A 23,165-nucleotide genomic window follows, 5' to 3' on the forward strand; every position below is an offset into this window, starting at 1 on the left:
GCGCATAAAACTAAACCTCAACAGCACGCAAGCCAAACCGATCAACCAAAGAAAGAAAACCAGATGTTGGACATTGGACAATCCGCCCCCGATTTCATCCTACCGCGTGACGGCGGCGACACTGTGCGCCTCTCTGATCTGCGCGGCCAAAAGGTTGTTTTGTATTTCTACCCCAAAGACAACACACCCGGCTGCACCACAGAGGCGCTTGATTTCACCGCCCTCAAGGACGACTTTGCCGCCGCCGGCACTCAGGTCTTTGGCATTTCAAAAGACAGCGTGAAAAAGCACGATAACTTTTGCGCCAAGCACAGCCTTGGCATTCCTTTGTTATCCGATGCTGACGGCACAGTCTGTGAGGACTACGGCGTATGGGCGCAAAAGCAGATGTACGGCAAAACATTTTGGGGGATTGTGCGCGCAACCTATCTAATCGACGCGGCGGGCACGGTGGCACAGGTCTGGCCAAAGGTGAAAGTTGCGGGTCACGCCGCTCAGGTTCTGGAGGCGGCGCGCGCATGACTGCGCAGCCGACACTGACACTCGCTCAAATGGCCGACGAAGTGTTGCGTACAGCGGACGGTCGCGAGAAGACCGCCCTCGCCCACAAACACGCCGCGACATGGCGTGCGGCGCGGGAGGCGGGCACGCCCCTTGAGATCGGGACAGCCACGCCACCGATGCAACCCGCGCGCCCTGATCGCCCTGAACTGCTTGATCCACGCGATGTGCCGCAACGCAAGCCAGGATCACCTGAGGGGCGCAACGCGATTTTGCACGCCATAGCCCATATCGAACTCAACGCGGTCGATCTGCATTGGGACATCATCGCCCGCTTTACCCATGTGCCGTTTCCGTTGGGCTTTTATGACGATTGGGTCAAATCCGCGGATGAAGAAGCCAAGCACTTCAATCTGATATGTGATCGCCTTGAAGCGCTTGGATCGCATTACGGCGCGTTGCCTGCGCATGCGGGGATGTGGCGCGCGGCGCAGGATACGGCCGAGGACATTATGGGCCGCTTGGCCGTGGTGCCAATGGTCCTTGAGGCGCGCGGGCTAGATGTCACGCCGGGCATGATCAAACTGTTCAAACAGGCAAAAGACCACGAGACCGTAGCGGCGATGGACGTGATCTACAGCGAGGAAGTCGCGCATGTGGCGTACGGGTCGAAATGGTTCCATTTCTTGTGCGGGCGTGAAAACCTTGATCCCAAAGAGACGTTTCACCGTCTTGTGCGTCAGTATTTTCATTCCACGCTGCGCCCGCCTTTTAATGCCGAGAAACGCGCCGAGGCGGGCATTCCACCCGATTTCTATTGGCCGCTTGCAACGGCCTAACGCGACAGGGTGCGCCACAGGTGCGCCGCCAAACACCACATCTGCGCCAAACTGCACATGCGGGCACAATTGGCAGGTTTGAGTTAGGCAAAAAACCGCCCAAACACAGGGACTTCTACCCATTTGCTCACAAAACCTCTCTAAAGCGTTGCCCCCACCCGAATCGTTTTGTAATGACTTTGTTAACCGGTTTGGACCGCACCCAAGACGCGCGCCACACTGGACAGGATGGACTTACGAACGGTTAGAACGACATGATTAGATACCTCAATCATTTGCTAGAACGCCGCATTCCCGAAAAGCGGGTCTTTTTACGCTCTGACAATGATACCCGTTATGTCCGCCTCACGCCGCTCACCCAGCTTGCTATCGGGTTTGGCACCTCCGTTACACTCGTGTGGATGACCGTTGCGACATCGATCATTCTTATGGATGCAATCGGATCGGGCAACTTGCGTGACCAAGCCAACCGCGATCTGGTTTTGTTTGAAAACCGCCTGAGCCAGCTGGCGGACGAGCGCGACACCCGCGCCACCGAGGCCGCCGCAGCACAGGCCCGTTTCAACACCGCCCTCGCCCAAGTCTCCGTTATGCAATCGCAACTGTTGTCATCCGAGGAACGCGTGCGCGAATTGGAAACGGGCATTGACGTCACACAGGCGAATTTGCGCGATGCTTTGAAAGTCCGCGATCACGCGATTGAAGCACAAGACAGCCTTAGCGCACAAATCAACGGCACAGACATCGGCACCACGGGCGTCACCGCCCAAGACATGGAAGCGACCGTTGATGTGCTCGCCTCCGCTTTGGCCTCTACCGCCGCAGAGCGTGACGCCATGGTTGTTGACGCCCATCAGGCTGTCACCCAAGCCAAAACGCTTCAGGTCGAATTGAAAATGCTCGAAGAGAAGAACGAGCGGATCTTTTCACAGCTCGAAGATGCCATGACGCTCTCCGTGGCCCCGCTTGACAAGATGTTCCGCAACGCCGGATTGTCCACTGACAGCCTCATCAAAAGCGTGCGCAGCGCCTATTCTGGCCAAGGTGGCCCGCTTATGCCGATCACCTTTTCGACCTCTGGCCATCTGGATCACGACAGCCAACGCGCCAACGGCATCCTCGACAAGATGGACCGTTTGAACCTCTACCGCATCGCGGCGCAAAAGGCGCCCTTTGCCCTGCCGATCAAAGACAGCTTTCGCTACACCTCGGGATTTGGCCCACGTTGGGGACGGATGCATGAGGGTACTGACTTTGCTGCCGCCTATGGCACACCGATCTATTCCACCGCCGACGGCGTGGTCACATACGCAGGCTGGCAGTCGGGATATGGCCGCATTGTGAAGATCCAACACGAGTTTGGAATCGAGACCCGTTATGCCCACCAATCAAAACTTCTCGTGAAAGTTGGCCAAAGGGTATCGCGCGGACAGCAAATCGGTGCTATGGGAAACTCTGGACGTTCTACAGGCACGCATCTTCACTACGAAGTGCGCGTTGGCGGAACGGCCGTTAATCCGATGACTTACATTAAGGCTGCCAACGATGTTTTCTAAAAGCAGGATCAATGAACCCGGCCCCAAACAGGGCGAAGGTGAGACCAACACAGACGCAACTGCGACACGCGCAGCCGCACCAACTGCAAAATCAGCAGTGCCCGACTATGCCGCGCAAGCCGCAAAGCCGAAAGCGGCGGTTTCCGTGCTGTCCACCGATCTGACGATCACCGGCAACCTCAAGACGACCGGCGATATTCAAATCGAAGGTACAGTTGAGGGCGACATCCGCGCGCATCTTTTGACGGTCGGAGAAACCGCAACCATCCGTGGCGAAGTGATTGCCGACGATGTTGTCGTCAACGGCCGTGTCATTGGTCGTGTGCGTGGCTTGAAAGTCCGCCTGACCTCCACAGCAAAGGTCGAGGGTGATATCATCCACAAGACCATCGCGATTGAAAGCGGCGCACATTTCGAAGGCTCCGTTCAGCGCGCCGACGATCCGCTCAACAATGGCTCAAAGGCACCGATGCCAGCAGCGCCTGCGGCCCCCGCCGCTCCTGCGACATCTGCGGCCACATCAGCGGCAACAGCCGCACGCAAGGCTGATAACGGCTCATAAGCCGTCTGCGCATCAGCATTCTGAATTCAAAGGCGGCCTTTCGGGGTCGCCTTTTTCAATGGGCTACGCAGCACCTGTGCCGCGCACCAAGTCGGGCGCAAAGTCGCGCACCTGTGCCGCGCACCAAGTCGGGCCACCTCCCCCAATCCATCACACCCCCTGATCGGCACCATGTTGCGAATGCGTTTGTCAGGACGTCTGCGCATGGGCTAAGTGGCACTCTGATACAGAAAGACATGCCATGCCCCTCGCCCACTCCGCCGATGCCCTCAAAGCCGCCAATCTGCGCGGGGCCGCCCTCATGGTGGCTGCGATGGCATTGTTTGCCGTTGAGGATACGCTGCTCAAGCGCGTTGCAACCCATTTGCCCGTGGGCGAAGTTTTGATGATCTTTGGTTTGGGTGGCATGGCTGTCTTTGCGGGCTTGATCAAACAGCGCGGCGAGCGCGTGCTTCATCCGGCGCTCTGGTCGCGTGTTATGCTGATCCGAACCCTGTTTGAAATTCTGGGGCGCGTGTTTTTTACACTCTCGCTCGTTTACACCACGCTGTCGTCAACCTCCGCAATTTTGCAAGCCACGCCGATCGTGGTGACGGCGGCAGGTGCGATGATCTGGCGCGCACCTGTGGGGGCGGCACGCTGGGCCTTGATCCTACTTGGCTTTGCGGGGGTTCTTATGGTCCTGCGCCCCACATCTGGCGCGTTCTCGCCACTGTCTATTCTCGCGGTTCTGGGCATGTTGGGATTCGCGGGCCGCGATCTGGCCACACGTGCCGCCCCGCCTGTCTTGTCCTATGCGCAACTTGGTCTTTACGGCTTTGCCGCCTTGGTCCTATCGGGGATTGGTCTCTTGATCTGGGACGGCCCTGCGGTGGTGCCAACAGGGCTTGATCTTGCGGCGCTCAGTGCGGCGATTATTGTGGGCGTTGCGGCCTATTCGTGCCTGACCTTTGCGATGCGCATGGGTGAATTGTCGGTTGTCACACCGTTTCGCTATTCGCGATTGTTGTTTGGTATGGCCATGGGCGTGCTTGTATTTGGCGAGACCCCAGACACATGGGAGATTCTTGGCGGTGTCGTCATCGTCATTGCGGGCCTGTCGATCATGCTCACCAAACAGCGCCGCAGCTCCTAGATCAAGGCACGCCGATACAGATGCCATGTCGCATGCCCCAGAACCGGCAGGACGATCAGCAACCCCAAAAACAGCGGTGCCATGGCGATCAACGTGAGACTTGCCACCAAAATGGCCCATGACATCATGACCACAAAATTTGATGTCACCACTTTGAATGACAAAATCATTGCCGTGACAAAATCGACCTCCTTGTCGAGCAGATGCGGCAGGCTTGTCACCGTGAGCGAGAACAGCACAAAGGCCAGAACCGCCCCAACCCCCAATTCCACCGCGATCATCGACAGGCCCGTCGGCGTCAAAAATGCCTCATAAGACGACGAGATATTGGTGAGATTGGAAATGCCCATAAAGAGCGCAAAAATCATGTGGGCGAGGAACGACCAAAACAGCACGTAGATGACAATGATTGCGCCCATCCACGGGATTTGGCGGTCCTTTTCGGCCTTCACGATGCCGAGCACCTTGTACCAATCCATCGCCCCGCCCCGCTCCAACCGGCGCGACACCTCGTACAGACCCACCGCGGCAAACGGCGCGAACAGTGGAAATCCCAAAGACATGGCGAAGGTCCACAACACAGTCCCAGCGTTGAACACGACGAACCCTAAACCGATCAAGACATAGACGGCCGAGAAAAACAGCCCGAACTGCGGCGCACGGCGAAAATCATGCCATCCTGCGGCCAAGCACTCGCGAAGATCGCGAAACTCAAGCCGCGCAACCTGTGGCAATGGCGCCGCCTGCGCATGTTCAGTGATCTGTGTCATATATCCTCCCCGCTGCCTCCAATCGGAAACAGTCCAACGTCGGATGATTTGACGCGATTGCCCTGCGGCATGTCAAGCACCGCGCAATAATGTTGTGCACTCAATTGAGCACACTATTCGCCCGCAGGTGCCGCCGTGAGTTGATAGCTCAAAGGTACGAGACTGACAGTCGCGGCGCGATTGCCCAAGGCCCATTCGGCCAAGGCCTGAATGGTTTGGGGGGTTGAGCGCCCCAACAGCACGATCCCGTTGTCGATCCCTGCACGAAAGGCCGCCTGATCAAGAAACCGCTTGATCGCCGCCACATCTTGGTCGCGCCCGTCAATATCGCGAAACACCAAAACGGCTGGTTGATCTTCGCGTTGCGCCTCTTGTTTCAACGCATTGAGGCCGCGTGGAAAGGAGACCAATCCGCGCCCGTTTGCAGCCGCAGCTGCGACCACCTGAGCGGCGACCTGACGGCTGGATTGATAACTTGCAGACGGCACATCGAGGAACCCGATGGACACGGGCATGATATCCTCGGCTTGCGCCAGTGTTGTGGCCGCATCTTGCGGGGTTGCCCCTTGTGGCAGACCCACCATGGCCAACACTTCGAGACCCTGATCGCGGTAGGCCGCTGCACGCGCGCCCGCCGCAGGGGCCAAGACATCAACGCCAAAGGTGATCGGGAACGGCAATTTGGCAATGGCAGCATCCTGTGGCCCGAGCTGGGCCACGTCGACCAAGATCACCGACATCATCGGGCCGGCCACATCACCGGCGAACATTGCAGAGTTGACGATCAAGGCTGGCAAATCCTCGGCCATAACAACGGGCGTGTCTGCCGCGTCTGTTGCGGCTGTGACGGTCGGCAAACGGGTTGATTTTCGGGTGTCGTCACGGTCGGTGAACGAGCCGACTTTCTCCCCCAACGGTTCGGACGCACTTTGACCCAACAGAGCATCGGGTTTGGCCTCACGGTCGTCGTTTGGCATTTGCGGTTGTGCGGGGGCGATATCAGCGCCCTCAGGCACGGCGATCACATTTGGCGCGGCCTCCATTGCATCTGGCATCATCGGCGCGGATGGAGCTGCACCTTGTGCCTGTGGTTCTGGCGCCTGTGGGGTAGGCAAAACGCGGGTATCTTGGCCAACTTGCGGATCGATCAACTCACCAGATTCGGGCGCATCGCGCGTACCAAGCGTATCTGGTGTCGCGATATCGGGCTGTGGCGCGGACATTGTGGCGTCCAATTGATCCGCTCCCGCTTTGCGCTCTTGGGCCATGTCAGCCGCAGGTTCATCGGGCTGTGCGCCAGAGCGATCCGGCTCGGCGGCTGGCCGATCAGGCGTCACTTGCGGCGCGTCCATCTCGACGGGGAGCGCATCGCCGGCACCCGGTGCCGCCTCATCCGTTGTAACCGGCAAGGGCATAGAGACCTCAACAGGCCCAACGACCTCATTGGCCACGGTCAAAATCCCGCCCCCAACGACGAGACCCCAAATCAAACCTGTCAGAATACCGCGACCCATATCTCGCGTGCTCCTTGATCCATTGCGCAAAACCGCGCGTGACGTCCTCATGCGCGCATTGGCGCGATGTGCCTTTTTGTAGGAAGTTTACGGTGTTACCCTTGACCCTACATCAGCCTTCGTGAACATGTATAACGCGCCTTGTCGGCGGGATCATCCCCCTTTGACGCACCCAATCCCAAAGCGCGACCAAAAGGCCGCGCACCCTGATCAAAAGAGCGTAAAATGCTGCTACTCATCGATAATTACGACAGTTTTACCTACAATCTCGTCCACTATATCGGTGAATTGGGATGGGAGGCGCAGGTTGTGCGCAATGATGCGCTTGATGTGCAAGAGGCAATGGCGCTCAAACCATCGGGTATCTTGCTCTCACCTGGCCCCAAAACACCCCATGAGGCGGGCATTTGTGTCCCACTGGTGCATGCGGCCGCGGAAACCGGAACGCCCTTGTTCGGCGTGTGTCTGGGCCACCAATCCATTGGAGACGCATTTGGCGGCAACGTTGTGCGCTGTCATGAGATTGTGCATGGCAAAATGGGTGAGATATTGCATGAGGGCAAAGGCGTCTTCGCCGGTCTGCCCTCACCCCTCTTGGGCACGCGCTATCATTCTTTGGTTGTTGAGCGCGACACCCTGCCCGACTGCCTTGAGGTCACCGCGCAATTGGAGGACGGCACGATCATGGGCCTCAAACACAAAACCCTGCCCATCGAAGGCGTACAGTTTCACCCCGAGAGCATCCGCTCACAACACGGTCACGCTATGCTCAAAACCTTCCTCGACCGCCTCCCTGTTCTCGAAAAGGCCTAAATTCAATGTCCGATATCTCGTTCGAAAAGCTAAAACCATTCATAGGCTTAGCCGCTGATCGCGCCTTGACCCGCGCAGAGGCCGAGGCAGCGTTCGAGATATTGTTCAAAGGCGAAGCTACTGCACCGCAGATTGCGGGGCTCTTGATGGCCCTGCGCACACGCGGCGAAGCCGTGGGCGAGATTGCGGGGGCCGCCGCCTCCATGCGGGCCAATTGCATCCCCGTCAAAGCGCCAAAAGGCGCGATGGACATCGTTGGCACGGGCGGTACGGGCAAGGCCACACTACAGATTTCCACCGCCACCGCGTTTTGCGTAGCGGGTGCGGGCGTGCCCGTGGCCAAGCACGGCAACCGCAAACTGTCCTCTAATTCGGGTGCGGCCGATAGTCTTGGCGTCAACGGCATCAACGTCATGGTCGGCGCGGATGTGGTCGAGGAGGCGCTGAATGAGATCGGCATTGCCTTTATGATGGCACCGATGCACCACCCCGCGATGAAACACGTGATGCCCGTTCGCATTGATCTGGGCACCCGCACCGTGTTCAACATCCTCGGCCCGCTCACCAATCCCGCAGGCGTCAAACGTCAATTGACCGGCGCGTTTTCACCCGATCTGTTGCGCCCAATGTGCGAAACGCTTGCAGACCTTGGTTCTGAGCGCGCATGGCTGGTCCACGGCTCGGACGGCACAGACGAGATAACGATCACTGGTCCCACAAAAGTCGTGGCCCTACACAATGGCCTGATCCACAATGATGAGGTCCACCCCGAACAAGCGGGGCTACCTTGTTATGCGTTCAGCGAGATCGAAGGTGGCAGCCCCGAATCGAACGGCAAACGCATGCGCGCTGTTTTGGCGGGTGAAGACTACGGCGCGTACCGTGACGCGGTGCTTTTGAACGCCGCCGCCGCCCTATTGATTGCCGACCGCGTGGAAAGCCTCAAGGACGGCGTTGAAATGGCAGCCGAGAGTTTGGACAGCGGCGAGGCACTTAAACGTCTGGTGGCCTTAGCTGAAATGACGTCTCGCCACTAAACACGATACTCTTTTTCTTGGTCTAAAATATCCACGGCGCGCCCTTTTGCAAAGGCGCGCCGTTTGTTTTTTCACCCCTGTGAGGGCTAGTTCGTTATGATCTCCGGCCCCATCAGCGTGGTGGGCAGGAAGGTCGAGATGATCGGCACGTAGGTGATCAGGATCAGGAACACGAACAGGATCGCGAGGAACGGTAGCGCCGCGCGCACCACGGCCATCATCGGCATGCCCGCCACACCCGAGGTCACGAACAGGTTGAGACCTACAGGCGGTGTAATCATCCCGATTTCCATGTTCACCACCATGATGATGCCAAGGTGGATCGGATCAACGCCAAGCTCGATCGCAATCGGGAACACCAGTGGGGCCACGATGACGATAAGACCCGATGGCTCCATGAATTGCCCGCCGATGAGCAGGATCACGTTGACCATCACGAGGAACATGATCTTGCCAAAGCCCGCCGAAAGCATCGCGTTGGCGATCTGCTGCGGGATTTGCTCGTCTGTCAAAACGTGCTTTAGGATCAAAGCGTTGGCGATGATGAACATCAACATGATGGTCAGCTTGCCCGCATCGAACAGGGTCCGGCGCGTATCTTTGTGAAACAGCGCGGTGACCAGAGCCTGCGGATGGCGCGCAAGGGATTTGGTCACGCCACCGTTCTCGGCGGAGGCCGCGAGTGGCCCCATGTCACGGTAGACGAACGAGGCCACAAGGAAGGCATAGACAGAAGCCACGGCGGCCGCTTCGGTCGGTGTGAAAATCGCCCCTGTGATGCCCGGAATACCGTAAATGCCGACCATAATGATGACGATCAACATCAGGCCCCAGAACGCATCCTTGAACGAGGCCCAAATCTCGCCCCATCCAGCCCAGTCGCCTTTTGGCAAGTTCTTGACGCGTGCAATGACGTAGATCGCAATCATCAACATCGTCCCTGCCAAGAGGCCAGGGATCACACCCGCGAGGAACATGCGGCCCACAGACACATCCGTGGCGGAGGCATAGACCACCATCACGATGGAGGGCGGGATCAAAATGCCAAGCGTGCCTGCGTTACAGATCACCCCTGCGGCGAAGTCTTTGGTGTAGCCGACCTTGGTCATAGCCGCGATCACGATGGAGCCGATGGCCACCACCGTTGCGGGGGATGAGCCTGAAAGTGCGGCAAAGATCATACAGGCGAACACGCCCGCAATGGCCAGACCGCCGTGGAAATGGCCGACACAGGCGATGGAGAACCGCACGATGCGCGTGGCCACGCCGCCCGTCGACATAAACGACGAGGCAAGGATAAAGAATGGGATGGCCAAAAGCGTGTAGTGGCCCGCCATGGCCTGATAGAGCGACTGTGCGACAGAGGCCAAAGACGTATCTGAAAAGGCCAGCAAAAAGATCATGGACGACAGGCCGAGCGAGACGGCAATCGGCACACCGATCAGCAAAAGCCCGATCACGAATGAAAAGAGAATGACGACTTCCATTGGGATTATTCCTCGTATGCGCCGTGCGCAACGCGCTCGACTTCCTCTTCGGCCTCGTGGGACACGATGAGGCTATCTTGGGTGCCTGCGATGATGCGCAGCGTCGCCTGAACCACGCGCAGCAAAATGAGCGCACAGCCAAACGGCAAAATGAAATAGGGGATCACGCGGGGCAACTTGTCATAGGCCTCGCCGTAATTGATGGCATCCTCCAACCACCGGAAAATGCCGAGCATCGGCACTTGGTCGGTGGTGTAGAACGCGCGGTCGCGCACGCCCTCGGTAAAGCCCATGGGAAACCAACGTCCATCGGTGGGCTGAAGGGCTGCAAACGGTGCCCAGTAGTCCCACGCCCCCTTGAGCAAAAGCGAGGCATAGATGATGCAAGCCGCCGCTGACAGCAAAGCCGCAATCCGCTTGCCACGCGTGGGCAGCATGTTTGTGACCGCATCCACACCGAGGTGGGATGTCTTTTTGAACCCGTAGGAAATGCCGAGCAATACGAGCCATGCGAACAGGATCAATACCACTTCGAGGCCCCAGATCAACGAGGTGTTATACACATAGCGCATGACCACATTGACGAAGGTGATCAACGTCATAGCGCCGAGAATTAAGGAAATTACGTTCTCTTCAAGCCCGTCGAAAAACCGCGCGAGCGGTGTCTTGGGTAAATTGTCTTGGTGGTGTGTCATAAGACCCTCATCCCTCTCATCCCGCGGTGTGCCGCGTGCGGCCCGACCATGCGGTGGTTGTCAAACGGCCCCGCACCGGATTGGGCGGGGCCGTTGCAGTCCATCAAATGCGTATGCTTAGTGCTTCGCGTTGATCTCTTGGGCTGCGGCGATGTTGTCGGCGCCAACGTCACCCTCAAACTGTGCCCAAACCGGCTTCATGACGTCGACCCAAGCCTGACGCTGTTCTGCGTTCAATTCGCGGATCACACCACCGGCATCCAAAACAGCCTGACGGTTTTGCGCGTCAACTTCGGCAATTGCCGCGTTCCGGTCAGCTGTGACTTCGGTCATGATTGTGGAGAGCTGATCGCGAACACCAGCGTCAAGACCGTCCCACCAATCAACGGATGTCACAACCATGTAGTCGAGCAAACCGTGGTTGGTTTCTGTTGTACCGTCTTGAACTTCAAAGAACTTCTGACCGTAAACGTTGGACCATGTGTTTTCCTGACCGTCGACAACACCCGTCTGGAGCGCGCCGTAGACTTCGGAGAACGCCATTGGCTGTGGGGACGCATCAAGGGCTTCCATCTGGGCGACGAGCACGTCAGATGGCTGAACGCGGAATTTCAGACCAGCGGCGTCTGTTGGCAGAACCAAAGGCTTGTTTGCCGAGAACTGCTTGAGACCATTGTGCCAGAACCCCAGACCCAAAAGGCCGCGGCGTGTCATGGATTTTTTCATGCTCTGGCCAACTTCGGACTGTTGGAACTCTTCAACCGCTTCCATGTTTTTGAACATGAACGGCAGATCGAAAATGCGGTAGACTTTGGTGAAGGCTTCGAATTTGGAAAGCGATGGCGCGGCCATCTGAACGTCACCCTGAAGCATCGCTTCGAGAACCTGATCATCGTTGTACAGCGTGGAGTTCGGGTAGACCTCGACGCAAGCTGTGCCGTTCATTTCCGCGTTTACACGCTCCATGAACAAAGACGCAGCGATGCCTTTAGGGTGTTTGTCTGTGTTGGTGACGTGGCTAAACTTAATCACCATTTCGCCGTCATCACATGCGGCAAAGCCGGCCTGTGCAGTGACGGTAAGGGCAAGAGCCGTAGCGGCGGTTGCGAGCAATTTCATGGGTGTCCTCCCTGACATGATCCCGAATTGAATAGTGGCGCGCGCAGGTCCCTCACGGACCACGGCACACTCATGATTAAAAAACAGGAGGGACGAGAGGCGGACAAGACATCGTGAAAGAAATGTGAACAGGGGAAAATTTATGCGCGATTTCAATGGACTATGGGTGTCAAAAACGCATAGCTGCCATGCTGCGCCCGCATCATGTGCGGATCACCGCACACCCGTTAGCGCCCACTGTGCGGATTTTCGCACACGAGACACATGTCCGACTCAACTTTGGACCACGACAGGTATCGCCCGTCTCATTCCCACTCCATCGCCTCGAACACGGCTTGCGCGTTACGTCCGGCCAATGCGTCGAACTGATCGAGATAGGAAAAGGCGGATTGGTCAACCATCACCGATCCGATGATGTCGCCCCCCGCGTCGATATGAGCGCCGATTTTGTCGCGCAAGTTCGCGAGATAGTCGCGTGTATCAGCCTGCGCTACGGCGAGTGTTGTCGCCGGCCCATGACCCGGAACAAGCACTAGGGGATCAAGGGCCTCTACCGCCGCGAATGCGTCTAGCCATGCGGCGCTGTTGGACACGTCCATGACGCCCAAAATGCGACCCACGTACACGATATCACCCGTGAACACGACCCGCTCTTGTGGCAACCAAACGGCTGTATCGCCCGGCGTATGCGCCCCCGCAGGGTGGTGAAGCTCAATCTCTCGCCCCCCCGTGCTCAGCGTGTAATCTGTTGCAAACGTGATATCGGCGGTCGCGCCGTCCGTTCCCTCAAGCGCATCTCCGAGCAAGGTTGACAGTACCGTCATCTGCATCGACTGACGCGCAGATTGATCACGCACTGCGTCCTGTGAGGCAATGACGGTTGCGCCCAAGTCCTGCCAATAGGCATTGGCGATCCACCGATGATCCTGTCCGCCCGTATTGATCACATGAGTCACCGGATGGTCGGTCAACGTAGCGATCACCGCATGAAGCGCCTCGGCCCCTTTGCGCGACCCGCCCGCATCCACAAGCACTGCGCCCTGCTCGGTTTCGATCAAACCGAACGTCGCGTTATTGCCTAGGTTTTGCGCATTGCGCTGCTCGGCGGGACCTTCGATCGCCCAGACCCCCTCAGCCACATCATGCACGATCAACGCCTGTGACATCGAAGGACTCCCCAAAAAAAGAGTTGCGCAAATGGTTGTCAGAAAACGGATCATGGTATCGCCCCTTTATAAAGCCACGGCCTCAGGTAGAGGGTAGACCAAAACATTCACTCAAGCGAATGTTTTATGGGCACACGGGACTTACCCGCGATACAACTCCGCGCGCACACCGTGGCGCGCCAACTTATCATAAAACGTTTTGCGCGGCAGTTTCAATCCCTTGGCGGCCTCTGTCGCATTGCCATCGTGGCGTTGCAGTGCCGCAATCAACAATGAGCGCTCCACCTGCGCCAATTGTTCGGCCAGTCCCAATTCATCCTCTTGGGCCTCGCCCTCTGACAGGCCCATCGCGAACCGCATTGCCGCGTTCATCAAGCTGCGCGCATTGCCAGGCCAGTCTTGTGCCAGAAGGCGCGCCATCACATCGGGCGTCACGTTCGGACTAGGTAATCCGGCCTGTTCGCACGCAATGTCGACATAATGGCGAAACAGCACCGGAATATCCTCGCGCCGCTCGCGCAATGGCGGAATGCGGATCACGGCCGCCTCAAGGCGGTAAAACAGATCGGGCGAAAATGTGCCATCACCCGCCAGTTTGCGCAGATCCGCATAGGTGCCTGCAATCAGGCGCGGACGGTCGTGATGCTCCAACAAATCCAAAAGCGCAAATTGCGCAACACTCGAAAGGCCCGCAACCTCATCCAAAAACACCGAGCCGTCTTTGGCCTCAAGGAACGCCGCCGCAAGGCTTTCAGCCGTCTGACTAGCTGCGGAGAATTTCAGGAACGGCGCTTGGCTCCCTGCCGACAAAAGATGCACAACTTCGGCCATCTTGGCCGTGCCTACCCCCGGCTCCCCCGTCACCAACACGTCCGCCGCAGAGCGCGACACAGCACGGGCCTCTTCGCGCATTTTTCGCGAAATTTGAGAGGTGCCGCGCAGCAACCGCGCCGCAGCGTCCCCCTGTGCCACCTGTCGTTTGAGACGGCGGTTTTCAAGCACCAACGCCCGTGTGCGAATAGCCTTTTCCACCACCGCCAGAAACTCGGACGGAGCACAGGGTTTTTCCAAGAAATCGAACGCGCCGGAGGAAATCCCTTTCACAGCCATTGGAATATCGCCCTCACCCGTGAGCAAGATCACAGGCAGTTCGGGGTCAATTTCATACGCATATTCAAGAAGTTGAAAGCCGTCCTTACCGGGCATACGGATGTCTGTGACCACGACACCGGCAAAGTCGCGGCTGATATGATCTTTGGCCTCAATGTAGCTGCCCGCAAGCGTGACCACCAAATCGGCAAGCTCCAACGTCTGGCCCAACGCCTCGCGCACGGACAGATCATCGTCGACCATCAACACCCGCTCAACCGCTGTGCCGCGCCTGCCTAATCCGCTCATCGCAATGTCGCCTCATGTTCGCGACCCGCACGGGTCAATTCGATTGTAAACTGCGCGCCACCGCCACTGCCCGCAGGGCGATTTGCGCCTTTTATCTTGCCGCCAAAGGATTGGATCAACCCATAGGAGATCGATAGGCCAAGCCCCATGCCCTGTGCGGCGCCCACCTCCTTGGTGGTGTAAAACGGATCAAACATTTTGTCAGGATCGGCAATGCCCGGACCGGTATCCGTGACGACAAGTGAAACGGGATCACCATCCGTCACCTCAATCATGAGCGTTTTTTGGGGGCTATCGCCCATCGCATCGACCGCATTGGACACAAGGTTCATCACCACCTGTTGCAGGCGCACATCTCCGCCACGCACCCAAACGGGTGCCACGCAAGTCCACTCGACCGTGACACCTGCGGCGGCAATTTTGGCCCCTGTCATCTCTAGGGTGGCATCGATCACCGCGCAAAGATCGACATCTGTAATCGCCTCGTTTTCCTGACGCGCAAAGGCCCGCAGGTTTTTGATGATCCGCCCCATGCGGCGCGCCAGTTCGGAAATCCGACCAAGATTTTGCGCCGCCTCATCCGCACGCTCACGTTCCAAAAACGCCTGTGCATTTTCGGCAAAAGACCGAATGGCCATAAGCGGTTGGTTGAGTTCGTGACTGATCCCCGCCGACATTTCACCCAGCGCCGACAGTTTGCCCGCCTGTACCAGATCGGCTTGAGCGCGTTTGAGGCGCGCCTCTGTCTCTTCGCGTTCCGTGATCTCGCGTTTCAACTCGCGGTTGGCCGCCTCTAAGGCATGTGTGCGTTTGGCGACCCGCGCCTCAAGACGCGAATTGGCCTCCGCCAAGGTCCGTCTGCGCTCCATCGCAACCCATGCAAATGCGCCAAACGTCAAGAATAAAGCCGTTGCAAATCCCGACTGTAGTCTCGCGAGGGCACGCACCGGCGCGAGATCCAACAACAACTCCCCTGTCAACTCGATCACCGGAAGCGATTGCGTCAAATGCAGCGCGCGCGATGGGATATACGGCCCCGCATCCAGATCGAACACCTCGTGGCCACTTGTGATGCGCGCGCGAATGACCGGCAAATCGCCCCCGATCCCGCCCCGCAAAACCAATTCGCCACGGTTGGCGACAAACACCACGCCCGCCCGATCGGTAAAATATGTGGCTGAGGGGTCTGTCGGCCACGACCATTCCAATTCACCCACATCGACGCTCACCAGAACCGCCCCCCGCGAGGCACCGCCCGGATAAAAAACAGGCGCTGCAAACATAAAACGCCGCCGCCCCGCGTCATCAACGTAATGCGCAACCCCAAGCGCACCGTCCAGCGCACGTTTAAACGCCACTGTCGCCCCCGACGATAGCCGGATCGCATCGCCCGTGTCGGCCAGAACATACCCCTTGCGTGACACGATGGAGATTGATTTCGCCCCGGTTTTATCCGCCATACTCAGCAATAGCGCATCTGCCGCCTCGACCTGTGAGCGCGCATTTCCGCCCTCCAGAATGGTGGTCAGCGTCGTCGGGTGATCGGCCAGAAACACGGCGAGTTCGCGGTAACGCTGCAATCCGGTCGTCAACCGGTCCGAGGCCAATGCCAGATCAGACCGCCCGCGCGCCGCCGCCTGATCGAGTTCCGCGCGGTAGGCGAATTCATAGACCGCCGCCCCGAACACGGCCGCTGCCAGTGCGAACACAACGGCAAGTCCCGCGCGGCGTGGCGCGGGCGCTTTGGCAGCTATCGGCTGGTGCGGATCAGGTGCGGTCATCATTTGGCCCGTACTTTAGAAAGAACGGCTTGCAAAGCAAAGCGGATAGCGGCAGCGTCCGCACATGCTCCACTTTGATCAAGATCCAAAAGACCCCGCCTTTGTTCAAGACCCGTATGGGTTTTATGCCCGTCTGCGCGACAGCGGCCCCCTTGCCTATTGGACAGAACTGGGCGTTCCCGTGCTGACGGGCTACGACGGTGTGTCGATGGCGCTGCGCGACAACCGGTTTGGCCGCGAAGCCCCACAGGGATTCGCCCGCCCTATCCCGAAAGGCTTGCAGCACTTTTACGAGATCGATGCCCATTCCATGTTGGAACTTGAAGGCGAACGCCATAGGCGGTTACGTGGGTTGGTGTTGCGCGCGTTTACCTCGCGCCGGATCAAGGACCTTATGCCCGAGATCACCGCGATCTGTGATGATCTGTTGGATAAGATCGACACGCACACGGGCGAAACGGATTTATTGCAGAGCTTTTGTCAGCCGCTGCCCGTGCGCGTCATCTCACGTCTGTTGGGCGTCCCCGAAGAGATGTGTGATCAATTGCTGGCGTGGTCCAATGCCATGGTCGCGGTCTATACCCCCCTACGCACCCCCGAGATTGAAGCCGCAGCCGAACAGGCCGCGCGCGAATTTTCGACCTTTATGCGCAGGTACGTTGAGGCGCGCCGCACAACACCGCGCGACGATCTCATCACGCACCTTATTGCCGCCGAAGAAGATGGGGAAAAGCTATCGACCGATGAGTTGATCTCGACCTGTATCTTACTTTTGAATGCGGGCCACGAGGCGACCGTGCATAGCCTTGGCATTGCCGTCAAAACCCTATTGGAGACCGAGACACCCCCAGACGCTCTGACTGATGGGGCCATTGATGCCACGCTTGAGGAGGTTTTGCGCTACGATCCGCCGCTGCATTTCTTTGATCGTTGGGTCTATAAGGACATGTGCTTTATGGGCCATGAGTTCAAGCGCGGCGATAAAGTCGGGCTATTGCTTGCCTCGGCCAATCGCGATGAGACCGCGTGGGATGAGGCCGACCGCTTTAGACCCGCCCGCCCGATCAAACAAAACATGGCCTTTGGTGTGGGACTGCATTTTTGTGTCGGCGCGCCACTTGCGCGATTGGAGATGCGCGTGGCTTTGCCGCGACTGTTTGAACGCTACCCGGACTTGGCACTTGCCGCGCCACCTGACTACGCCAACACGTGGCATTTCCACGGATTACGCAGTTTGCGCGTGCGGCTCGGCCAAAAGTGAGTATTTTACGCGCAAAGACGACATACCAGCGCGCGGCCCCGCAGCGCCGCACGAGACCATAGGGATACACGGCCATGACAACAGTTCTCGATAAAATCAAAGCCTATAAACTCGACGAAGTGGCCGCAGCCAAACAGGCTGTGCCATTGGCCGACCTTGAGGACATGGCCAGTGCCCAAGATGCGCCACGCGGATTTGCAGCCGCCTTACAAACGGCGTCCAAATCGGGATATGGATTGATTGCCGAAGTCAAAAAGGCCTCTCCCTCCAAGGGGCTAATTCGTGCGGATTTCAACCCGCCAGCCATTGCGCGGGCCTATGAGGACGGCGGAGCGGCCTGTTTGTCCGTGCTCACAGACACCCCATCCTTTCAAGGGGCGCCGGAGTATTTGATCCAAGCGCGCGGCGAGGTCCGCATTCCAGTCTTGCGCAAAGACTTTATGTACGACACCTACCAAGTGACCGAGGCCCGTGCATGGGGGGCTGATGCCATTTTGATCATCATGGCCAGTGTGGATGACGGGCAAGCCCGCGAGCTTGAGGAGGCCGCATTCGCCCTTGGCATGGATGTCTTGGTCGAAGTGCATGATGCCGAGGAGTTGGAACGTGCCGCAGCTCTCAAATCCCCGCTGCTCGGGATCAACAACCGCAATCTGAAAACCTTTGAGACGACATTGGACACAACCCGCCACCTGTCGCGGATGGCCACGGAAGACCGCATATTGGTGTGCGAAAGCGGGTTGAGCACCCCTGCCGATCTGGCCGATATGGCAAGCTACGGCGCGCGGTGTTTCTTGATCGGCGAAAGCTTGATGCGCCAAGACGATGTTGAGGCCGCCACACGTGCCCTTTTGGCCAAACCAGTGGGAGGCGCGTTGTAATATGGCGGATCTGACCCATTTCGACGCGGGCGGCAACGCGCATATGGTCGATGTCTCCGACAAACCCGTGACCGATCGCAGCGCCACCGCCGAAGCTGCAATCAAAATGACCGCACAGACTCTCGCCCATATTACCCAAGGCACGGCCAAGAAAGGGGATGTGTTGGGCGTGGCGCGACTGGCGGGTATCATGGGCGCAAAAAAGACCGCCGACCTCATCCCGCTGTGCCATCCCTTACCGATCACCAAAGTGGCCGTTGATCTGATCCCCGACGACACATTGCCCGGTGTCCGCATTCAGGCGACGGTGAAAACGTCCGGCCAAACCGGTGTCGAGATGGAGGCGCTAACGGCCGCAACCACCGCCGCACTCACCGTCTACGACATGCTCAAAGCGGTCGAGAAAGGCATGGAGATCACGTCTGTGCGCTTGTTGCGCAAAGAGGGCGGAAAATCCGGTCTGTTCGAGGCGCAGACGCAGGCCCGCTCATGATTTCCGTCTCGGATGCCCTCGCAGAGGTCTTTGCACTGTGTACGCAGGTTGACACCCAAACCGTGGATCTACGCCACGCTGCGGGTCGCGTCTTGGCAACCCCTGCGCGCGCCCTGCGCGATCAGCCGCCCTTTGCCTCCTCCGCTATGGATGGCTACGCGGTGTGCGACACCGATATCCCCCAAGGCGCACAGTTTACGGTCGTTGGCGAAGCGGCCGCAGGACACGCCTTTGAGGGGCGCATTGCGGCAGGACAAGCGGTGCGCATTTTTACCGGCGCACCCGTCCCGCCCCCCTGCACCCGCGTTATCATCCAAGAGGACGTGACCCGCGCGGGCGATCTGATCACACTCACAGCACCTCTCAGCGGCACATTAAACATTCGCCCCCTTGGCGGGGATTTCAAATCGGGCGATAACATTGCCGCTCCACGCCGCCTATCCGCTCAAGACGTCACCCTTTTGGCCGCGATGAACGTCGCGCAGGTTGAGGTGTTTCGCAAACCCGTCGTCGCCCTGATCGCCACAGGCGACGAATTGGTGATGCCCGGAGAGACGCCGAATGCGTCCCAAATTATCGCCTCCAACAGCTTTGGATTGGCCGCAATGATCGAGGCCGCGGGCGGTATCGCACGGATGCTACCGATTGCGCGCGATACCGAAAGCGCGCTGCGCCAATCGTTCGATCTGGCCGCAGGGGCCGATGTGATTGTGACCATCGGCGGGGCATCGGTTGGGGATCACGACATTGTCGCGAAAGTGGCGAGTGATCTCGGCCTTGATCGTGCATTTTACAAAGTTGCAATGCGCCCCGGGAAACCCCTCATGGCGGGACGTCTCAACGGCGCCTTGATGATCGGGTTGCCCGGAAATCCGGTGTCGTCGATGGTCACGGCACAGTTGTTTTTGATCCCTGCGCTCATGGCGATGATGGGCCTCCCTGCACGGCCCGCCCCGCGCGAGACCCATGTCGTGTTGAGCGATCTTGAGGCCAATGGTCCGCGCGAACATTATATGCGCGCACACCTGACCCCGACAGGCATTGAGCCGTTCGCGCGTCAAGACAGCTCGCTCATGTCCATCTTGTCGCACGCAAACGCCCTTATCGTGCGCGCACCACACGCGCCCGCCGCACGCGCGGGTGATCTGATCGCGTGTATCAAGATTTAGCGACCAGCACCGCGCCATGACAGCGAGATGGCAGTGATCGCGACACAGTTGTTGACACAATTGGAGAACACGAGTAGAACATAGTCAGAACACGGGTCGTTTGTAGACCCTTTCGCCCACCAAAACGGGAGCGCGCAGATGCTGACAAAGAAACAAATGCAACTCTTGGAGTTCATCGACACACGGATGCGCAAGGATGGCGTCCCACCCTCTTTTGACGAGATGAAAGAGGCGTTGGATCTACGCTCTAAATCGGGCATCCATCGCCTGATCACAGCTCTTGAGGAACGTGGGTTTATTCGTCGTCTTGCACATCGCGCACGGGCGATTGAAATCGTCAAACTCCCCGAGGCATTGGGGGGCGAACCCACCGCGCCGACCGTTGCAGGGTTCACGCCGCGCGTGATTGATGGTGATCGCCCCAATACTCCACCCCCTGCCGCCGCGATGGATGTGTCTGTCGACGCCGTGAGCCTACCAATGATGGGCAAAATAGCCGCAGGCGTTCCGATTGAAGCCGTGCAAGATCACGACCGAGGCGTCTCTGTTCCGTCAATGATGCTATCGGGTCATGGAAATCACTACGCCCTTGAGGTCAAAGGCGACTCGATGATTGATGCGGGGATCAACTCCGGCGATATCGTGGTGATCCAAGAAACATCTGCGGTGCGTGATGGTGATATCGTTGTCGCTATGGTCGAGGGATACGAGACAACCCTCAAAACCTTTCGCAAAATGGGTGATCGCGTTGCATTGGAAGCGGCAAATACGGCCTATGAAACCCGCATTCTGCCTGCCGATCAGGTTGAGGTGCAGGGAAAACTTGTGGGCCTGATCCGCAGCTACTGAACAGGTGCGTTTGCCACTATGATTGCCTCACTGGCCGCGCCGTTTGGTGCGGCCTTTTTGGTGGGGTTCTGCGTGCGATGTTCCGGCGTATTCCATAGGCGTCGCCCCACCACATCGCGCGTGGTTTGCATCACAACATTCCCCTCTCGTAGGTAAAACGCCACGGCTCCTGTTTGCTCCAACTTAGACAAATCGAACATTTCACAGGCTGTATTTGGGATTTTTTGCACTTTTTGAGACACAATTACGATATCATGGGTCGCACAGGCCGCCTCAACACGCTCTTGCCATCCGCGCCCTGTCACATGTGCCACGCTCAACGATCCAATGCGCAACGGCGCAGACGGACGCGCGGCCGCCTCGATCTGATCCTCACCATCTCCATCATTTTCGAGCCATGTCCGCGCGGCGAATCCCGCCCCCTTGGGCTTATTCAAAACACGCCCCTGCGCGCTCATGATCCCCACCAACCCGCCGTCCTCGGAGATCAAAAGATCAGGTCGCGGCGCACTGAACCAAAGCACGCATGCGACACACAGGGGAGCCACCCCGATCACACGCGCCCGCCCGCGCCACAACATGACGAACAAGCCACCGATCGCCATCAATGGCAAAACTGCATCGGGCGGCGTTGGCACATGTGACACGGCCCCCTCCCACGCCGAAACCGTAGAGGCCACACCCAAGATCCACGCAATCGCGGGCGACATCACGGCGAACGCGACCGCCTCCAACCCCAGTGGCGCAAGGGCCAGTGCCAAAACAGCCATCGGCATAATCACGAGCCCCATCAACGGCACCGAGATCAGATTTGCAATCAGGCCGTAATCCGCGATCCGGTTGAAATGCGCGGCCGCCACGGGCGCCGTGGCCAATCCTGCGACAACGGACGACAACGCCACGGCCGCGACAACGCGCACAGGCTTGGGCATACGGGCGAACCACGCCACACCTCTGATGGCCGAAAAAGCGAACACTAGCGATGTTGTCGCCGCAAATGACATTTGAAACCCCGGTTCGGTGAGCACCTCGGGGCGTAAAACCAGTATGATCGTGGCGGCGAGCGCCACCGCCCGCATCGACAGCGCCCGACGATCCAAAAGCACGGCAACAAACATGGCCGACACCATAATGAATGCGCGTTCCGTGGCGACATTCCATCCCGACAGAGCAAGGTAGACCGCGCCCGCCATGAGCGCAAAGAGCGCCGCAACCTTTTTGGCGGGTATGGATCGATGCTCGCGCAATAGCGCCATAAGGATCAATCGGATTGCGCCGAACACCGCCCCCGTCAATAACCCCATGTGCAAACCGGAAATGGCCAAAAGGTGCGACAAGTTCGATCCGCGCAACGCCTCGTCGGTTTGCGGCGAGATTGCGGAGCGGTCCCCTGTGAGAATCGCGGCTGCAAATGCGCCCTCTTGCCCCGACATCTGGCGACGAATGCGATGCGCAAGCGATTGCCGCATCCGGTGCAACGCCACACTCGCGCCGCGATCCGTCTGTGCTACCCGCATCACAGGGGCGCGACTATAGCCCACCCCACCTAGACGGTCGAACCACGCCATGCGTTGAAAATCAAACCCGCGTGGCTCGGCTGGCCCCGAAGGCGGCGACACATGCGCGGTCAGGCCAAGCCATTGACCGGATTCTATGGGAAAGGTTTTGGGCCCGTGTAGGGAAATACGAACGCGCGCAGGGACACGGTCGGGCGACATATCGCGCAACACCACATGATCAATGGTCAAACGCTCTGCCCCCGATGCCGAGCGATCTATCATCACAACCCGCCCCTCAACGGGACCGTAGTAGCGAAAGGGGATCACAGGGGCTGTGCGCAGATGACCGCGCAGACCGATCGCAAGAAACCCCGCCAGACACAGGCAAAGAGCCAGACCGATCGCCGTCCTGTCCCCGCGTGTGAGCCGCGACAAGGTTAGCAAAATGAGCGCACATGCCACTGTAATTGCATAGACTCGCGGCGATGGCTCGACGGGTAAGGCGAAATAAACACCGATACCGATGCCAATCAAAACGGGGGCCCAAACGAACAAGGCGCCGCGTTGACCGTCAAGTGAGAGACGACAAGACAGGGCAAACTTTGCCCAGTCCCAGTGCCTTACCCTATGTCGTCGCCAT

At 58.5% G+C, this 23,165-nt stretch carries 21 protein-coding genes; 12 read left to right on the forward strand and 9 right to left on the reverse strand.

The genetic code is table 11. The features are described from left to right. Nucleotides 1–63 precede the first annotated feature (63 nt). From bcp to IMCC12053_RS03435, 5 genes are all read left to right on the forward strand, one after another. Complete coding sequence (gene bcp / locus IMCC12053_RS03415) at nt 64–522, forward strand: thioredoxin-dependent thiol peroxidase (protein ID WP_062215762.1); 459 nt, start codon at nt 64–66, stop codon at nt 520–522. Next, a complete protein-coding gene (locus IMCC12053_RS03420) occupies nt 519–1,340 on the forward strand; it encodes a ferritin-like domain-containing protein (protein WP_062215764.1) in 822 nt (273 codons plus the stop codon). The genes bcp and IMCC12053_RS03420 overlap by 4 nt, the downstream gene beginning before the upstream one ends. 254 nt (nt 1,341–1,594) lie before the next feature. Beyond that, entirely contained in the window at nt 1,595–2,896 is a 1,302-nt protein-coding gene (locus IMCC12053_RS03425) for a M23 family metallopeptidase (RefSeq protein WP_062215766.1), read from the forward strand. Beyond that, nucleotides 2,886–3,458 (forward strand): bactofilin family protein, encoded by a 573-nt coding sequence (locus IMCC12053_RS03430; protein ID WP_062215768.1) that lies wholly within the window; start codon nt 2,886–2,888, stop codon nt 3,456–3,458. The genes IMCC12053_RS03425 and IMCC12053_RS03430 overlap by 11 nt, the downstream gene beginning before the upstream one ends. A 241-nt stretch (nt 3,459–3,699) precedes the next feature. Then, nucleotides 3,700–4,593 (forward strand): DMT family transporter, encoded by an 894-nt coding sequence (locus IMCC12053_RS03435; RefSeq protein ID WP_062215769.1) that lies wholly within the window; start codon nt 3,700–3,702, stop codon nt 4,591–4,593. Here IMCC12053_RS03435 and IMCC12053_RS03440 read toward each other — a convergent pair. Together IMCC12053_RS03440 and IMCC12053_RS03445 are read right to left on the reverse strand one after the other, a co-directional pair. Further along, a complete protein-coding gene (locus IMCC12053_RS03440) occupies nt 4,590–5,363 on the reverse strand; it encodes a DUF2189 domain-containing protein (protein WP_062215771.1) in 774 nt (257 codons plus the stop codon). The genes IMCC12053_RS03435 and IMCC12053_RS03440 overlap by 4 nt on opposite strands. Nucleotides 5,364–5,476: 113 nt before the next feature. After that, a complete protein-coding gene (locus tag IMCC12053_RS03445) occupies nt 5,477–6,877 on the reverse strand; it encodes a divergent polysaccharide deacetylase family protein (RefSeq protein WP_062215773.1) in 1,401 nt (466 codons plus the stop codon). Nucleotides 6,878–7,102: 225 nt separating this feature from the next. Here IMCC12053_RS03445 and IMCC12053_RS03450 point away from each other — a divergent pair, with 225 nt between their 5' ends. Continuing rightward, on the forward strand, nt 7,103–7,690 hold the full coding sequence (locus tag IMCC12053_RS03450; protein ID WP_062215775.1) for an anthranilate synthase component II: 588 nt from the start codon (nt 7,103–7,105) through the stop codon (nt 7,688–7,690). A gap of 5 nt (nt 7,691–7,695) precedes the next feature. Then, the gene (gene trpD / locus IMCC12053_RS03455; protein WP_062215777.1) at nt 7,696–8,727 is read left to right on the forward strand and encodes an anthranilate phosphoribosyltransferase; all 1,032 of its coding nucleotides are present in this window, start codon (nt 7,696–7,698) and stop codon (nt 8,725–8,727) included. Nucleotides 8,728–8,813: 86 nt separating this feature from the next. On the opposite strand, the gene IMCC12053_RS03460 is transcribed toward trpD, so the two are convergent. From IMCC12053_RS03460 to IMCC12053_RS03485, 6 genes are all read right to left on the reverse strand, one after another. Further along, nucleotides 8,814–10,214 carry a TRAP transporter large permease gene (locus IMCC12053_RS03460; protein ID WP_062215780.1) on the reverse strand — a complete coding sequence of 467 codons (1,401 nt, stop codon included), beginning with the start codon at nt 10,212–10,214 and terminating at the stop codon, nt 8,814–8,816. A 5-nt stretch (nt 10,215–10,219) separates the two neighbouring features. Beyond that, complete coding sequence (locus IMCC12053_RS03465; RefSeq protein WP_062215782.1) at nt 10,220–10,909, reverse strand: TRAP transporter small permease; 690 nt, start codon at nt 10,907–10,909, stop codon at nt 10,220–10,222. A 117-nt stretch (nt 10,910–11,026) separates the two neighbouring features. Further along, nucleotides 11,027–12,028: a DctP family TRAP transporter solute-binding subunit gene (locus IMCC12053_RS03470; protein WP_062215784.1), complete on the reverse strand. Its 1,002-nt coding sequence runs from the start codon at nt 12,026–12,028 to the stop codon at nt 11,027–11,029. A gap of 305 nt (nt 12,029–12,333) precedes the next feature. Next, nucleotides 12,334–13,194: an MBL fold metallo-hydrolase gene (locus tag IMCC12053_RS03475; RefSeq protein WP_169775301.1), complete on the reverse strand. Its 861-nt coding sequence runs from the start codon at nt 13,192–13,194 to the stop codon at nt 12,334–12,336. A 141-nt stretch (nt 13,195–13,335) separates the two neighbouring features. Then, nucleotides 13,336–14,592 (reverse strand): sigma-54-dependent transcriptional regulator, encoded by a 1,257-nt coding sequence (locus IMCC12053_RS03480; RefSeq protein ID WP_062215788.1) that lies wholly within the window; start codon nt 14,590–14,592, stop codon nt 13,336–13,338. Next, entirely contained in the window at nt 14,589–16,376 is a 1,788-nt protein-coding gene (locus IMCC12053_RS03485; RefSeq protein WP_236852522.1) for a sensor histidine kinase, read from the reverse strand. The genes IMCC12053_RS03480 and IMCC12053_RS03485 overlap by 4 nt, the downstream gene beginning before the upstream one ends. Nucleotides 16,377–16,437: 61 nt before the next feature. Between IMCC12053_RS03485 and IMCC12053_RS03490 the strand changes: the two genes are divergently transcribed. From IMCC12053_RS03490 to lexA, 5 genes are all read left to right on the forward strand, one after another. Next, the gene (locus IMCC12053_RS03490) at nt 16,438–17,634 is read left to right on the forward strand and encodes a cytochrome P450 (protein WP_062215790.1); all 1,197 of its coding nucleotides are present in this window, start codon (nt 16,438–16,440) and stop codon (nt 17,632–17,634) included. Nucleotides 17,635–17,708: 74 nt separating this feature from the next. Further along, nucleotides 17,709–18,515: an indole-3-glycerol phosphate synthase TrpC gene (trpC, locus tag IMCC12053_RS03495; protein ID WP_062215792.1), complete on the forward strand. Its 807-nt coding sequence runs from the start codon at nt 17,709–17,711 to the stop codon at nt 18,513–18,515. 1 nt (nt 18,516) lies between these two features. Then, nucleotides 18,517–19,008 carry a cyclic pyranopterin monophosphate synthase MoaC gene (gene moaC / locus IMCC12053_RS03500; RefSeq protein ID WP_062215794.1) on the forward strand — a complete coding sequence of 164 codons (492 nt, stop codon included), beginning with the start codon at nt 18,517–18,519 and terminating at the stop codon, nt 19,006–19,008. After that, the gene (locus tag IMCC12053_RS03505; RefSeq protein ID WP_062215796.1) at nt 19,005–20,177 is read left to right on the forward strand and encodes a molybdopterin molybdotransferase MoeA; all 1,173 of its coding nucleotides are present in this window, start codon (nt 19,005–19,007) and stop codon (nt 20,175–20,177) included. The genes moaC and IMCC12053_RS03505 overlap by 4 nt, the downstream gene beginning before the upstream one ends. Nucleotides 20,178–20,315: 138 nt before the next feature. Next, nucleotides 20,316–21,026, forward strand: coding sequence for a transcriptional repressor LexA (gene lexA / locus IMCC12053_RS03510; protein ID WP_062215798.1), 711 nt, complete (start codon nt 20,316–20,318; stop codon nt 21,024–21,026). Here lexA and IMCC12053_RS03515 read toward each other — a convergent pair. After that, entirely contained in the window at nt 21,020–23,080 is a 2,061-nt protein-coding gene (locus tag IMCC12053_RS03515) for a ComEC/Rec2 family competence protein (RefSeq protein WP_074906259.1), read from the reverse strand. The two genes, lexA and IMCC12053_RS03515, sit on opposite strands and share 7 nt — an antisense overlap. Nucleotides 23,081–23,165 lie beyond the last annotated feature (85 nt).

The organism is Celeribacter marinus (genome assembly GCF_001308265.1).
Classification (GTDB): Bacteria; Pseudomonadota; Alphaproteobacteria; order Rhodobacterales; family Rhodobacteraceae; genus Celeribacter; species Celeribacter marinus.